This window comes from Emergencia timonensis (genome assembly GCF_900086585.1).
In the GTDB taxonomy this organism is placed as follows: domain Bacteria; phylum Bacillota; class Clostridia; order Peptostreptococcales; family Anaerovoracaceae; genus Senimuribacter; species Senimuribacter timonensis.
This window is the reverse complement of the sequence record NZ_FLKM01000008.1, coordinates 1,179,802-1,195,303: the sequence shown is the minus strand read 5'-3', so window position 1 is coordinate 1,195,303 and position 15,502 is coordinate 1,179,802. Positions and strand designations below refer to the sequence as shown.

At 50.7% G+C, this 15,502-nt stretch carries 12 protein-coding genes; 1 reads left to right on the top strand and 11 read right to left on the bottom strand.

The window, feature by feature from the left end:
• Positions 1 to 12: 12 nt before the first annotated feature.
• Both BN6539_RS06900 and BN6539_RS06895 read right to left on the bottom strand, forming a co-directional pair.
• Positions 13 to 1,158: a toxic anion resistance protein gene (locus tag BN6539_RS06900; RefSeq protein ID WP_067535659.1), complete on the bottom strand. Its 1,146-nt coding sequence runs from the start codon at positions 1,156 to 1,158 to the stop codon at positions 13 to 15.
• Positions 1,155 to 2,384 (bottom strand): 5-bromo-4-chloroindolyl phosphate hydrolysis family protein, encoded by a 1,230-nt coding sequence (locus BN6539_RS06895; RefSeq protein WP_067535656.1) that lies wholly within the window; start codon positions 2,382 to 2,384, stop codon positions 1,155 to 1,157. The genes BN6539_RS06900 and BN6539_RS06895 overlap by 4 nt, the downstream gene beginning before the upstream one ends.
• A 284-nt stretch (positions 2,385 to 2,668) precedes the next feature.
• Here BN6539_RS06895 and BN6539_RS06890 point away from each other — a divergent pair, with 284 nt between their 5' ends.
• Positions 2,669 to 3,898 (top strand): IS256 family transposase, encoded by a 1,230-nt coding sequence (locus BN6539_RS06890; protein WP_242869380.1) that lies wholly within the window; start codon positions 2,669 to 2,671, stop codon positions 3,896 to 3,898.
• A gap of 400 nt (positions 3,899 to 4,298) precedes the next feature.
• On the opposite strand, the gene BN6539_RS06885 is transcribed toward BN6539_RS06890, so the two are convergent.
• From BN6539_RS06885 to BN6539_RS06845, 9 genes are all read right to left on the bottom strand, one after another.
• Complete coding sequence (locus tag BN6539_RS06885) at positions 4,299 to 5,885, bottom strand: ABC-F family ATP-binding cassette domain-containing protein (RefSeq protein WP_067535650.1); 1,587 nt, start codon at positions 5,883 to 5,885, stop codon at positions 4,299 to 4,301.
• Positions 5,886 to 5,900: 15 nt separating this feature from the next.
• Positions 5,901 to 6,392, bottom strand: a complete 492-nt coding sequence (locus BN6539_RS06880; RefSeq protein ID WP_067535647.1) for a shikimate kinase — start codon at positions 6,390 to 6,392, stop codon at positions 5,901 to 5,903.
• Between the two features lie 74 nt (positions 6,393 to 6,466).
• On the bottom strand, positions 6,467 to 7,066 hold the full coding sequence (locus tag BN6539_RS06875) for a DNA-3-methyladenine glycosylase family protein (protein ID WP_067535644.1): 600 nt from the start codon (positions 7,064 to 7,066) through the stop codon (positions 6,467 to 6,469).
• Between the two features lie 43 nt (positions 7,067 to 7,109).
• A complete protein-coding gene (pgeF, locus tag BN6539_RS06870) occupies positions 7,110 to 7,937 on the bottom strand; it encodes a peptidoglycan editing factor PgeF (protein WP_067535640.1) in 828 nt (275 codons plus the stop codon).
• Positions 7,938 to 8,110: 173 nt separating this feature from the next.
• Positions 8,111 to 11,596, bottom strand: coding sequence for a M14 family metallopeptidase (locus tag BN6539_RS06865; RefSeq protein ID WP_067535637.1), 3,486 nt, complete (start codon positions 11,594 to 11,596; stop codon positions 8,111 to 8,113).
• A 10-nt stretch (positions 11,597 to 11,606) separates the two neighbouring features.
• The gene (locus BN6539_RS06860) at positions 11,607 to 12,563 is read right to left on the bottom strand and encodes an ABC transporter ATP-binding protein (protein WP_067535633.1); all 957 of its coding nucleotides are present in this window, start codon (positions 12,561 to 12,563) and stop codon (positions 11,607 to 11,609) included.
• Positions 12,564 to 13,583 carry an ABC transporter ATP-binding protein gene (locus BN6539_RS06855; protein WP_067535629.1) on the bottom strand — a complete coding sequence of 340 codons (1,020 nt, stop codon included), beginning with the start codon at positions 13,581 to 13,583 and terminating at the stop codon, positions 12,564 to 12,566. It lies immediately after the preceding gene.
• Positions 13,584 to 13,594: 11 nt separating this feature from the next.
• The gene (locus tag BN6539_RS06850) at positions 13,595 to 14,545 is read right to left on the bottom strand and encodes an ABC transporter permease (protein WP_067535626.1); all 951 of its coding nucleotides are present in this window, start codon (positions 14,543 to 14,545) and stop codon (positions 13,595 to 13,597) included.
• 16 nt (positions 14,546 to 14,561) lie between these two features.
• Positions 14,562 to 15,476 carry an ABC transporter permease gene (locus BN6539_RS06845; protein WP_067535623.1) on the bottom strand — a complete coding sequence of 305 codons (915 nt, stop codon included), beginning with the start codon at positions 15,474 to 15,476 and terminating at the stop codon, positions 14,562 to 14,564.
• Between the last annotated feature and the right edge of the window lie 26 nt (positions 15,477 to 15,502).

Genomic DNA, 15,502 nt, shown 5'->3' with positions numbered 1-15,502 from the left:
ATCCGATTGTTTTTACCTCTGACTGTTGATCTGCAGCATTTTGTCCTTCAATTCTGCCTCCAGCCTGGTGATTTCAACCTCCGCCTCCTGACGTTTGCGGCGGCCTTCTTCCTGTATGTTCATCACTTCATCCAGGGTGGAAATCAGAGACTGGTTGGTCGCTTTGAGGGTCTCGATATCGACGATGCCTCGCTCAGACTCTTTGGCAGTTTCCACTGTAGCCATCTTCAAAGTCTCCGCATTCTTTTTCAGCAGCTCATTGGTCATATCCGTAACCTCGCGCTGCGCCTTTGCCGCCTGGGTCGAATGAGCGACACCTAAGGCCAGAACCATCTGGCTTTTCCAAAGAGGAATGGTGTTTACCAGAGTAGACTGGATTTTTTCTGTCATTACCGTATCGTTGCCCTGCACCAGCCTGATCTGCGGCGCCGTCTGAATGGAGATCATCCTGGTCAGTTCCAGATCGTGAATCTTTTTCTCAAAACGCTGGCACATAGAGTCAAGGTCTCTCGCCGCCTGTGCGTCTTCTGCCAGACCGGACTGCTGCGCCTTTGCCAGCATCACCTGAAGCTGACCCTCTCTGACCTCCTTCAGCTTTTTCTTACCGGCGATGATGTACATGGTCAGTTCCTTAAAGTAGGTTCGGTTCAAATCGTACATCTTGTCAAGCAGTGCGATATCCTTCATGAGCTGCACCTGATGGTTTTCTAACACCTGACAGATCTGGTTGATATTGGCCTCCGTCTTGGCATATTTGATTTTCATATTCTGAATCTTATTGCTCTGTTTTTTGAAAAAGCCCAGGAATCCCTTTTCTTCTTCCTCGTCAAAGTTCTTGAGTTCGGAAACCACTCCGCTGAGCAGGTTTCCAATCTCGCCCAGATCCTTTGTCCGCACGTTTTCCAGCGCCGACTCGGAGAAATCCGCCATCTTTTTCTGGGTACCGATGCCGTACTGCAAAATCATGGAAGAATCCGTCAGGTCAATCTGCTGTGCAAATTGCTCCGCCATCTGCCGTTCTTCCTCTGACAAAACGGTTTCGTCCATCTCCGGCTCCTCCTGCATCGCCGGAAATTCGGCCTTTGGAACTGCTGTCTCCTGAAACGGGTCCAATGTCAGCGTCGGCTTCTCCTGTATATCTTTAAAATCCTCTGTCATCCTCTTCCTCCTGTTTTAAAATCCTTTTCGGTTAATCCCTCCTGTGCCAGCATGGTCTTCAGCACGGAAACATCTGAAGATACGTCCCACGCCGTATCCTGGAACATATCGTCCAGCAAAACTTCAAAAGCCCCGTTCAACGTGTCTAAAGTCTCCTCAATCTCTCGCTTGGAGGAGATGATATTTTCACCCTGTACCGGCTGCGCGTCTAAATCCTTGTAAGCCTCCAGCAGCTTTACGGCTGTCGGAAGATAGTATTCCATCAGTCTCCTGATATCACTCACCGTATCTGGCTCTTCTTCCACGCGGGCAAAAATTCTTCTCGTCAAAGTCTCCATGCGGAAAATCTTTGCCGATACCTCTTCACCCGGTATGGCGTCGTTGCAGGCGCGTATCTTTTTGATGAATTCATTTCCTTTTTCGATAATAGAGAGCACCTGTGGGTCCATAGATTGTTTTCTGCCGCGCTCCGCTTCTGCTGCCGCCGCTGCCCTTTCGGATTCCGCCTTCTGCTGTTCCTCCCGCTGACGCATCAGTCTGCGGTATTCCTGATATGCGCTGTCCGTGGTCATCAGACAGGTATCTTTGTCATCCAGATGACCCTGCAGAAACCACATGTTCTTCAACATCCAATGTAAATCTTTTACTACATACTTGTCCGGCTTCATGATGCGCTTGGCCAAGTCCTTTACATTACAGTACTGCTCGCCTTTGATCGTATTCAAATACAGTTGGAACCGCTTGACTCTCCCCAGGCGGCGCGTACCGACCACAGCCATAGCCGCAAAAGGCACAATCAGCGCACCTAATGTACTGAGCGCCACATGAAGCAGGCTGCCGCCGACCATGGTTGAAGATACCGCTGCTGCCAGAAATGCCAGCGCTGTAATCGCCCCCATGCTATATCCCACCGCCATCAGAGAGATGGCAAAGGCTTTCTTTCCTGCAGTGCCCGTATATAGCGCTGTATTCACCGGAGTTACCGTCCTCGCCTTATAGTCATTCGGTTCCTGCTTTCTGTGTTCATAGCTCCTGCGCCCAGACGACGCGCCAGTTCCCAGGTCGATGTCCGGCGGCCTCGTGCTCTCCATGGCTCCGCCGAAAGCGCTGTTGATGGTATTGCGTATGGTCTGATTAAGACATCCAAAATCCTTTGTATCCACAGCATCCTGGACGCTACGCTTGATATTCTCTCCTAAATTATCCAAATCCCAATTATATTTCATTCATTTATCTCCTAATAGAGTTGCTATTCTTTCGTTTATTATAATCTATCGGACAGGTCACTTCAAGGGAAATCGACAAGACTTCCACTGTAACTTTGCTTAAAAGCAAGGGGGGCGGCAACTGACGCGCCTTCATTTTCACTTTTCTGTTTGTTTCTGGCGGTTTTTTTGATTATTGTAAACCAATGCGCCTTCATTCGCAAATTATTATTCACTACTTGGATAGAGTCTGTATAATGGTGTAAATTAAAAAAATAGAGCACATATCTATTAAATCGGTTAAAATGTTAATAACGACAAAAACAAAACCGGAGGTAATAGATATGGCTCAGATTAATTTTACACTAGAATACGATTTTTTGGTAGGACTTTTTAAAGATTCGAAGGAAGAGGCCTTTGCAAAAATCATGGAGGAAATCCTGAACCAGACCCTGCTGGCCGAATCAAGGCAGCAGCTGGGCGCTGAGCGCTATGAACGCAGCGACGGACGCAGTGATTACAGGAACGGGACCCGTATACGAAGCCTTACGACAAGGATCGGGAAGATCCAGCTGGAAGTGCCCAGGCACAGGGACCTCCCCTTCAAAACGGTCCTTTTTGACCAGTACAAGCGGAATGAGCAGGGCCTGATCCTTTCCATGATGGAGATGGTGGTCCAGGGTGTCTCGACGCGCAACGTGCAGAAGATAACCCAGCAGCTGTGCGGCGAATCCTTCTCAAAATCAGCCGTCTCGGAAATGTGCCGGGAGCTTGACGGGCCAGTGAAGAAATTCCGTGACAGGCCCCTTGGCACCAGCTGCCCGTTCGTCATGGCGGATGCAATCTACATAAAGGTGCGGGAGGAACAGCGCATCGTTTCCAAGGCGGTGCTCATCGCAGTGGGGATCAATCCGGGCGGCCGCAAGGAGGTCCTGGGATTTGACGTATGCGGGGCGGAGACGGAAGGGACATGGAGGGACTTCTTCACAGGACTGAAGGACAGGGGCCTGTCGGGGGTGGACATGGTGGTCTCCGATGCGCACAAGGGGCTGCGGAAGGCTGCCGGGGAAAGCTTCGAGGGGAGCACGTGGCAGAGGTGCCAGGTCCATTTCCTGCGCAGCCTGATGGACGCCACGCCAAAGAAATACCAGCAGGGCCTGTCAAGCGAGCTGCGCGAGATGTTCACCGCACCCAGCATAAAGATGGCACGCGGGAAGAGGGACTCGATCATTGCAGATTATGCGGATGTGGCAGGAAAGGCAGTGGAGCTGCTGAGCGAGGGCTTCGAGGACGCGATGGCGGTGATGAACCTCCCCAGCAAATACAGGGTTTCACTGAGGACGGGCAACATCATCGAGAGGGAGAACCGGGAGATACGCAGGAGGGAGAAGGTCATCGGGATCTTCCCGAATCGTGAGTCTGCCCTCAGGCTGATAGGCGCCGTCCTGCTTGACGACCACAATGACTGGTCATCATCGCAGAAGCTCTTTGATATGACGGAGTATTATGAAATGAAGAAGCTTACAGCCCGATAAGCTGTAGTGTTGTTAACTTCGCAGGCGGCAAATGCCGCCTGCATATACCGATATTAATTTACACACAAATTTGGACTTGACTACTACTTGCGCGTTTCATAAATTCAGCACGAATATATATCCACTATTTTCCATTAAAAAGCCCGTAGTCTCTTAAATTGCCCTGACGATCAACGAAAAAGACAGATTTGCTTGTTTTTCGTGTGTCTTGCAAAGGGAGTAGCGCAAGTAAATTTAAAAAAATTAAAAATGAAGGCTCGAATGCGGGATCGGACAGCGTATTGCGCCATAATAACCTGTTTTTCGAATAATGAAGGCGCGCAATTTGTTCATGCGTTCGCCGAACTGTCTTTACTTCCATACAAAAAGAGGCAGACCCAATCTGCCTCTGCTGCTTTATTTAATTCTCTTCTATATACTCATCGTATGTTCCCAGTCTGTCCACCATGGTTCCATCGGTCTTAAACTCGATGATTCGGTTGGCGATGGTCTGGATGAACTCGTGGTCGTGGGATGCGAAGAGCACATTCCCTTTGAAATTCATCAGCCCCTCGTTGACCGCTGTGATGGATTCCAGATCCAGATGGTTGGTCGGCTGATCCAGCACCAGCACGTTGGAGCCGTAAAGCATCATGCGGGACAGCATGCAGCGGACCTTCTCTCCGCCCGACAGCACCTGCACCTCTTTGTACACGTCGTCGCCGGAGAAGAGCATCCTGCCCAGGAAACCTCTCATAAAGGACTCCGTGGTCTCTGAAGTATACTGACTGAGCCAGTCCACCAGATTCAGGGTGCAGCCGTTGAAATACTCCGAGTTGTCCATCGGGAAGTAAGAAGACGTGATGGTTACGCCCCATTTGTAACTGCCCTCGTCCGGCTCCAGTTCGCCCATGATGATCTTGAACAGGGTGGTATTGGCAATTTCGTTTTCACCGACAAAAGCGATCTTGTCCCCTTTGTTGACGCGGAAAGAAACGTTATCCAGCACTTTGACGTCGTCGATGGTCTTTGAAATTCCCTCGACGATCAAAATATCCTTGCCGGCTTCGCGATCCATGTTAAAGCCCACAAAAGGATAACGCCTTGATGACGACGGCATCTCCTCCACCGTCAGCTTGTCCAGCAGCTTACGACGGCTGGTTGCCTGCTTCGATTTTGATTTATTGGCAGAGAACCGCTGGATGAAGGCCTGCAGTTCCTTGATCTTGTCTTCGCTTTTCTTGTTCTGGTCCTTGACCATCTTCTGAATCATCTGGCTGGATTCGTACCAGAACTCGTAATTGCCGACGAACATTTTGATCTTGCCGTAGTCCACGTCCACGATGTTGGTGCAGACCGTATTGAGGAAATGTCTGTCGTGGGAAACCACGATGACCGTGCCCTCGTACTCCATCAAAAAATCCTCCAGCCAGTTGACAGCTTTGATGTCCAGATGGTTGGTCGGCTCGTCCAGAAGGATGATGCCAGGATTGCCGAAGAGCGCCTGTGCCAGCAGCACTTTGACCTTCTCTTTACCGCTCAGGCTGCCCATCTGGCTGTACAAAATGTCATTGGAAAGCCCCAGCCCCTGAATCAGGCGGCTGACATCGGATTCCGCTTCCCAGCCATTCATCTCGGCAAACTCCGCTTCCAGCTCCGCCGCTTTGATACCGTCCTCGTCGTTAAAATCTTCCTTCATATAGATGGCATCTTTTTCCTTCATCACGTCGTAGAGACGCTGGTTGCCCATGATGACGGTATCGAGAACCGTATATTCGTCGTATTCAAAATGGTCCTGTTTGAGGACCGACATTCTGACGCCTTTCTTGATGGATACATTCCCTGTGGTCGGCTCCAGCTCCCCTGAGAGAATGCGCAGGAAGGTGGACTTGCCCGCTCCGTTGGCGCCGATTATGCCGTAGCAGTTGCCCGGCGTAAATTTGAGATCTACATCTTTAAAAAGTGTCTGCCCGCTGAAATTCAGGCTCACGTTCACTACATCTATCACTAATTTCCTGCTCCTTTATACTAATTCAATAATTTTCTCTACAACTTCTTCTACGCTGAGGCCGTCGGCTTCGATGATGACACCTGCATGTTTCTCGTACAGTGGGATTCTCTGCGCATACAGGTCTGCGATAGTCTGCCCCTTTTCCAATGTGACGCCTCTGGACTTTATATTGTTCAGCCTCTCTAAGATGGTATCCAGGGAGACTTTGATGTAAACCACAACGCCCTTTTCCTTGAACTTGTCCATGGCCCGATCAAAGTAGATGGCGCTGCCGCCCGTTGCTACCACATAGTCTTCTCCATCAAAGTCCAGGAGGACCCGCTCTTCGACGTGGTGGAAATAATCGTTGCCCTCTTGGTCGATGATTTCCTGCAGGGTTCTGCTCTCTGCCTGCTGGATCAGGATGTCTGTATCCACAAACCCTTTGTTCATGGTCTTTGCCAGCACGACACCTATGGTGCTTTTACCGCAGGCCGGCATTCCAACTAAAATAACGTTTCTCATCTATTCGTACCTCTTATTTTTTAGTCACAGCCTCTATTCTAACACATCTGCCATGGGATAGCAAAATATAATCTTCATTTTTCATCATTAATGGCGTAATAATACAGCGATGCGACGGAAGCAAAGGGGTAATACTTTTTCCGCAGCCGCTCAAATCTCTGCTTACTCAGCGTCTTATAACCGTGGGCTTTTTTAATGCCATTCTGCAAAGCCACATCATCAAAGCTGAAAATGTTCAGCCTGCCCAGGGTGAACTCCGCAATCATTTCCGCGGTCCAACGTCCCACGCCTCTGATCTGCATCAGATATTTGACCACTTCTTCGTCATTCATATCCTGCAGCAAAATGAAATCATACTTACCATCCAATACGTCCGCTGCCAGCCCTCTGATGTATTCCGCCTTTCGCTGGGACATGCCGCATCCTTTGATCTCCTCTACGCTCTTCTGCAAAATCAGCTCCGGCGTGTAATCCCCCACCATCTGCCGCAGCCTGCCGTCAATCACGTCGGCGACTTTGTTAGAGAGCATCTGACCCACGATACTGCTGACCAAAGACGCAAAGACGTCGTTTCTCTCACCGCCGCCCATATGGCCAAAGTGTGCGACCAATTCTTTCATGACTGGATCTTTGGCAGAGATATAATCCATTTCCGTTATTCCATATTCTATCATCTAACAGCGCCTTTCTTCTAATTTGAAATATCGTTTTGGTGGATCACACCAGCATCATCGCCGCGACCATGAGACCTCGCCTTCCCTGATGACCCCGATGGGAGAAAAACATCTCCTTATTGCATTTGGTACAGAGCTCCATATCCGACAAATTCCCTGGTTTCAGACCCGCAGCATGCAGATCACGGCGGATGATCCCTTTCAGATCGATATGGGTCTTACAGCCCCGCCGTTCACAGAATTGCCGATTCCCCTCATCAGCTTCAAGAAAAGCCTGCGCCACGTCCTCATCCACCTCAAAACAGTCCTGACACAGAGACGGACCGATACCAGCTATGATGTCCGATGGGCCGCAGCCATACTCTTGCTCCATTTTCAAAATCATGGCTGTACCGATGCCTGCCAGGGTTCCCCTCCAGCCCGAATGAGCCAGGCCGATAACCTGTTTGACTGGATCAAAGAAAAAGATAGCGTTGCAGTCCGCGTGTCCCGTAATGATGGCGATATTTCGTTCATCTGTCACTAAGCCGTCAATGTCTGTATAGTCTCTGTCCCTGATGACGCCTTTACCCCGATCTGCCCCTGTCACCACCTTGATGTTGGTGGTATGGGTCTGGGCTGACGTCACCATCTGGTCAGTGCCCGCACCCAGCGCCTGCCCGAGAATTTCGTAGTTTTGTAAAATATTCTCCGCTGTGTCCAGATGTCGTTCCCCGAAATTCCAGCTGGCACAATGTCCCTCACTTACACCCCCGTGGCGTGTGGTGAACAAATGCTTTAGTTCCTTATACTTATCTAGCTGCAAAAAGGTTAGATATTGCCTTTCACCTTCCCTGTGCAGCTGATAGTTTTCTGTTTTTTCCTTTATCATCTCTAACCTCCCCTGATTGCAATGATGATCATATCATAGCACGATTTGACCAGAGTGTGCAACCTAAATCAGCCGCGTGCAGTACGCTGGCTGGCAGCAGACAAAAAGTGCCCAGAAAGCCATCTTCTGCAGCACTTTTTGTATATCATATGGACTTACTATGGCATGTATCTTCATTCTGAAAACAAAGGGTGCCTGCGAAATCTGGAGAAAGTCCAGCCCTCGCCAGTCTTTTTCACGCCGCAGTCTCTGTGCAGCGGGCAATCCTCCAGCACCTCGAAGACAGCCAGATCCGAAATGTGGTGTGCTCTCACGTTGGTGCCCATATAAGCGCCTACCGCCGTTTCATCAGCAACCTCCGTGGTCCAATCCAGCGCCGTAATTTCCGGGTTCCGAATGCCGTAGTTGGCTGTCCGTGGTTTTTCATTGGTATCAATCCAATAGAAGACCACATCCTCGTATTTATCAAGCCTGAACAGATCTGGGAACCAACGCTGTGCATACTTGTAGAAGCGGTCGGCAAATTCCAGATTGAGCGTGCGGATTTCCCGATCGCCGTTAATAGCGTCACAGACCTTCGATCTGATTCTGCTGCCGATTTCCATCATATGTGCAGCGTCTCCTCTGTACCAGACATACCCGTAATAAAAGGCTCTCGGCACCCAAAAGCTCTTGTACCACGGCGAAATATAGCCAGAAAACGGCTGACACAGCTCGTGACCCTCAAACCCGTGATTATCGGTAATCACGTCAAAGAGATATTCATCCCAAAGCTTGCCGAGAAGCCTGGCCTCCCCGTATATGCTGTGCGGGTTATCAAAATCCTTGCGGAATTCAAAGCCTGCGCTGTTGTAACGAGCCGGATGGCAGAGCCATTTCGGATGCTTCCTCTGCACCTGGCAGTGGAGCATGCCGCCGTCGATATTGATAAAAGGCACCAGAATCACGTTGACCTTCTCGCGCACCTGCGCCATATCGCCCAGCAGGCGATCCAGCAAACGGAACGTAGAATTCAGACTGCTGGACTCATTGCCGTGATGACGCGCCGTAAAGGCGGCGGAGATTCGCTCACTCTTCAGCTTGTTATGTCCATAGCATACGCCTTTGCTACGGCAGATACAGGAAATCGCAAAGATTTTCCTACCTTTATATGTCGTTTCCGCTGGTATGATCTGTATATACTCCATACCTTCATAATAGCGGAGCAGATCCAGATACTTCTCGTAATCCACAACCTGGTTCTCCAGCAAATCAACCCTGTCTGCCACACTGAGGGTGGATGCCGTCTTCTGGTGTTTTGGGATCTGGGCCTCTGCAATTTCACCTGCACTCTCCATGCGGATGGTCACAGGATGCTGCTGATAAAAGTCGATGATGCCCTTCTTTACCATCTCGTCCAAAATCCGCAGCTTATGAAGAGCCAGAGCATCGTCAGTTTCTATGGATTGGCACAGTACCCCTTCTTCAAAGGTGAGTCTGCTGCTCCTGAGAGGTACAGGCTTTTCAACGATCGGTACGTCTCCTCCCGGGCTAAACACCTTCGCGCCGTCGGTCAGATCTTCATAGAGAATGACTTCAATTTCTGTATCCATACCTTTTCGAATCTCCGGCTCTGGCATAATCAGTCCTACATTGTCAAGCTCAGAGCCGCATTCCCGTTCCCCATAGGTTTTGAACCAGTCCAGCAGGTAGAAATAGAGATCCTCCTGCATAGCTTCTATGGTGGAAATGCGTTCCTGGCGATAACCCAGATCAAAATCCATCTCGCTCATGGAGATGTTGATCTGCAGACGGTTGAACAGCGGCTGTGCCGCAACCAGGCCGGAGGTCCCATAGCGTTCCAGCAGACAGGCTTCCAGTTTAGGAATGATCTTTTCCTCGAGAATCTGCCAGACCTTTTCCGTGTCACTTGCAATATGCTTATCCAAAACCGTCCTTCCGTTGATACGGGCTGACAGCCAGCCACAAGTCACGTGGGTTCGTCCGATCTGCGGATATTTTTTAATATACTTCTTCTGTACGTATTTAACGTCAAAGTCGTCCTCGTAGATCAGGGCGCCCTCTTCGTCAAAGCAGGTCAGGACATAGGTGTGAGGCAGCGCATCGTCACGGATGAAGGCCACCTGCGCAGACGGTATGGACAGCTTCTCCTGCAGCAGCTCGTCGACAGGAAACAGTTCCTGCAGCCAGCGGGTCGGAATATCAAAAAATTTCAGAGGATCGTCTCTGTGCCTGCCATAATTAGGCGTTGACTCGTCTTCAAACGTATCGTCGCCTCTCTCATTGAGCAGATAAGGAAAGCGGATCTCCACCGCCGCTACCCGTTCAGACCGGCCCGACTCCTTCAGTGCAGGCAATACCCGCTCCTCGATCCAGCTGTAGCCGGACTTAAAGGCGCGCAAAATCTCTATACGGCCGATACCGGCGCCCTTTTCCCGCAGCATCCTTTCTATTTCTCTTTCCAGGGATCTGCGCACATCAGTATCTTCACTGAGCCGTCCAAATAAGTCCACCACGTCTCCCGGCTTTACAGCGGGCAGCACTTCGTCACAAAAAGCTGACAAAAAATCACGGCCTTCCCATCTGCACCGATAATGATCGCGATAGACTTCCTTTCCTTCGTTAAAATTTAGCAGATGGGCCTCACCCCATTTTTCAGCTAGGAAATGTTCCAGACCTTTCCTGTCCACCATTGCCCTGGTATATTCTCTGGTGACCAAAGCCGAAGGCTTCTCTTCTTTCCCATCATACTGGCAGATTGCTTCCAATGCCTGCCCGATTTCGTTTTTTGCAGAAAGAATCGCTTCCAAATCCGAAAGAAGGGGCGAATTAAAGGGGTCTTTTTCCTCTGCAGCATAACCCTCGGCTAGCGCTGCCAATGCCTGCGGCTGTCCTGAAAAGGTCAGATTACCGTCTCTGTTTTCGATGGCGGCTGTTCTCTCCGCCAGCCTGAATTTTACATTTCTGCAGCCAGGCTGTTCCTGCTGAACTCCATATGGCGAAATGGTCTCGTAGTTTTCAAGGGCAAGGCGCAGGGCTGTACAGAGCACCGCCTCAGGACAGGCCGCCGCCTCTTCATTTGCAACAATGCGTACATCCAGATTCTGCTGGAAATGATGCTTTGCCTGTTCATAAGATTTAGAAATTCCCCATTCATTCCTGTTCGGACAGCTAAGGGAAAAAGTCACGGTCCCGCCTTCAGACGTTCCAGTAATCTCTTGTACTTGCAGCGTCTTCCCATCTACGGTCAAAGCAGTCAGACACTGCAGCGCCCTTTCTTCCAGGTGGTCCTGCAGGCTTTTGTCCCTGCCGTCGTAGGGATAGCAGGTGGCAAAATAAGCGGTGCCTCGTTCCAGATCCTCCTGGCAGGATGCCGAGATGCAGACACCGCCGCCAGCCAGCCTGATTTCGCAAAAGCCCGCCGCAACCTCCCCGTCGATTCTGATGGAGAGAGCATCCTCAGGACCATCTCCCATAAGAGGCAGCGCCATACCTGCAAGCTCCACGCCCAATCGGGCGGCCACATCGATGTAAAGGCGCAGCAGTGCAGGAGAAGGGGCCTCTTTGATATGAAAAATTCCCGTTCTGTTTACAGTCAATCCGTCCAGGATTTGCAAAAACCCTGTCTCTGAAAAAACATTTGATAGACACCTGATCATTTCAACCTCCTTAAATCAGATGACATGCGACATAATGTCCATGCCCCGCATCTTTCAGCTTTGGCGCTTCATCCCTGCATATACCCATGCATTTCTTACAGCGCCCTGCAAACTTGCAGCCCCCTTTGACGTCAATAGGGCTGGGCACGTCTCCCTCCAGCAGAATTCTCTGCTTTGCCCTGGTCTTTACAGGGTCTGCCAAAGGAATCGCTGACAGCAGCGCCTGGGTGTAAGGATGAAGCTGGTGTGCATAGAGTTCATCGCTTTCAGCAAGTTCCACGATGGCGCCCAGATACATGACCGCCACCCTGTCCGAGACGTGCTTGACGATTCCCAGATCGTGAGCGATGAACAGATAAGTCAGACCGCGGTCCCTCTGCAGGTTCAGCAGCAGATTGATGACCTGCGCCTGAATCGAAACGTCCAATGCCGAAATCGGCTCGTCGCAGACGATGAATTCCGGATCTATGGCGAGGGCTCTGGCAATGCCAATCCTCTGTCTCTGTCCGCCAGAGAACTCGTGAACGAAGCGGCTGGCATGCTCTTTGTTGAGGCCCACCGTGTTCAGCAGTTCTACGACTCGCTCTTCCCTCTCTTTGGCATGATACATCCCGTGGATTTTCATCCCTTCAGCGATGATCTCGCCTGCAGTCATGCGGGAATCCAGCGACGCGTAAGGATCTTGGAAAATCATCTGTGCCTTCTTCGTAAATTTCAGATACTCGGGCCGTTTCATATGGGTAATGTCCCTGCCGTCGTATAGAATCTGTCCGCTGGTAGGCGGAATCAGATGCATGACTGTCTTTCCCGTGGTGGATTTGCCGCAGCCGGATTCTCCCACAAAACCCAGGGTCTCACCCCGCCTGATGGTAAAATCCAGTCCGTCCACTGCCGTGAGCACCTGGCGGTTTCCCACATCAAAACACTTTTTCAGGTTTTTTACTTCCAATAACACATTGTCCTGCATCTATTTCACCTCCTCTTTGGTAATCGGATTGATGACAGAAGGCGAAAACTCGTGATGCAGAAAGCAGCCGGCAGTGTGACCTTCCCCAATCTCAAAGGCGGGCGGCCTGTGTTCATGACAGACTGCCATCGCGTAGCTGCATCTGTGTTTGAAGGGGCATCCCGTAATCTCTGCATGGAGGTCCGGCGGCGTTCCCTTGATACTGATCAGCGCCTCCTTGTTTTTCTGGTCCGCCTGGGGAATGCTGCCCAAAAGGCCCCAGGTATAAGGATGGGCGGGATGATAAAAAAGGTCTTCACAGTTACCGCTTTCCACGATGCTGCCGGCGTACATGATCATGACTCTGTCCGCCATCTCCGCAACGATGCCCAAGTCGTGGGTAATGAGCAAAATCGCTGTGTTCAGCTTCTCTTGCAGATCTTTCATCAGTTCCAGGATCTGCGCCTGAATCGTAACATCCAGGGCAGTCGTCGGTTCGTCCGCGATGAGCAGCTTGGGATTGCAGGCCAGGGCAATTGCAATGGAAACACGCTGCCGCATACCGCCGGAAAATTCATGGGGATACTGATTTACCCGTCTCTCCGGCTCAGGAATTCCTACCAGCCTCAGCATTTCTATCGCTTTGGTTATGGCTTCCCGCTTCGGCAGATGCTGATGCTTGATAATCCCCTCTGCAATCTGCTTGCCGACGGTCATCATCGGATTTAGTGAAGTGAGAGGGTCCTGCAAAATCATGCCGATCTCACTTCCCCTGATACGCTGCAATTCTTTTTCCTGCAGCTTGAGAATTTCTTTTTCGTTAAAGCGGATGCTTCCCGATTTGTAGCGAATCTGTTTATCGGCGGAAAGGCGCATCGTCGCCTGTGCCGTCACACTCTTCCCCGAGCCGGATTCCCCTACGATAGCCAAGGTTTCCCCCTTATCTATATGAAAAGATACGCCTCTGACGGCTCTCACTTCCCCTGCATAGGTATCAAAGGAAACGCGCAAGTCGTCTACTCTTAATAATGTCTCCGTCATTTGCTCCTCCTTTATTTTCTCAGCTTCGGATCCAGTGCATCCCGCAGGCCGTCTCCGAAAAGCTGCATGGAGAGCATGGTCAGACTGATAAAGATGGCCGGGATGATCATCTGATATGGATAGGTCTTAATCACCGTGGCTCCGATGTTAGCCAGTTGTCCCCAACTGGTCAGTGGAGGCTGCAGGCCGATACCGATATAACTCAGATAAGCCTCTGTAAAAATAGCTGTCGGAATGCTCATGGTCAGGGTGACGATGATGACGCCCAGCATATTGGGCACCATGTGTTTGATGATGATACGCATGTTGGAGCCGCCAAGTCCCTTTGAAGCCATGACGTAATCACTTTCCTTCAGAGATAGCGCCTGTCCTCTGACCAGTCTTGCCATTCTGATCCAGCCTGTCAGTGCAAAGGCGATGATAATGGGCGCCATTCCAGACCCCATAATCATCATGATTAATATGACGTAGACGAGAAATGGAATGGAGTCGATGATATCTGACGCTCTCATCAGAAAGAGGTCGATTTTGCCTCCGAAGAAGCCGGAAACCCCTCCGATGATGATGCCGATGGTACTCTGAACCACAGCTGCGACTAAGGCGATAAAGAGGGAGACTCTCGCTCCCATCCACACTCTGCACCATAAATCTCTGCCCAGGTTGTCTGTGCCAAACCAGTGTTCCGCAGACAGCCCCTGATTCATGACGCCAAAGTCGACGTCCGAATGGGTGGAAGAGGACATCATGGGCGCCACAATGGCAAAGGCAGTGAGCACCAGTATGAACAGCAGGCTGGCCATAGCCACCCTGTTCTGCTTCAGCCGCCTCCAGGCATCCTGCCAGTAGCTGATGCTGGGCGCATACATCTTTTCCGCACCTGCATCATCCTGTTCCACAAAGGTGAATAAGTCTCTGGTCAGTTCCGTGTTTTCTTGTGTCTTCGTTATGGTTGTCTGTTCCATATGCTGCCTCCTGTTCTTATTTCATCTTGATTCTAGGATCGACAAGGCCGTACACCAGATCCACCACCACCTGCATCAGCACCAGGAACACGCTGTAAACGATGGTCATGCCCAGAATCAGCGGATAGTCCAGTGTCTGGATGCTGATGACATAATGACGTCCCAGCCCTGGAATCGCGAAAATATTTTCGATGACAAAGGTGCCTGTCAGCAGGGTTGCCACCAGAGGCCCCATGACCGTTATCACTGGCAGCAGGGAGTTACGCAGCTGATGCTTCATGGTGATTTCCCCTTTGCTCAGGCCTTTTGCCTTTGCCGTCTTGATAAAGTCCTCGCCTGTCACCTCCAGCATGCTGGTGCGCATCAGCCTGGCGATGGTTGCCACAGAACCGATCCCCAGGGCAAAGGTGGGCAGTATGGTAGACTTGAAATCTCCCCAAAGCGCCACCGGCAGTATGCCCAGTTTCACTGACAGCAGGTATTGCAGCACGCTGGCGATGATAAAGCTGGGGATGGAAATCCCTATGACGGCGATGGCAATGCTGAGATGGTCCAGAAATCCGTTTTGATTCAGCGCCGCCACAATTCCCAGCAGCAATCCGACAATGACAGCAAAGAGCAGCGCCCGCACACCCAGGTCGATAGAAAATGGAAAGGCAGTAGAAATAATTTCGTTTACAGTCCGGCCCTGTGTACGCAGGCTGTAGCCCAAATCGCCATGAAATAAGTTTGACATGTAAGTGAGATATTGTTTATGGAGCGGTTCATCCAGTCCATAATACTCTCTCATCTTTTCCTGGGTTGCCGCTGGCACCTTAGGATCAGAGAAAGGGTCTCCCGGCAGCAGCCTGATCATGACAAACACGGCGGAAATAAGGATCAGCAAGGTCAAAATTGCAATCAGTATTCGTTTAAGCGTGTATTTTAGCATAAGTCACAATCCTTTCTGAGGGCGCA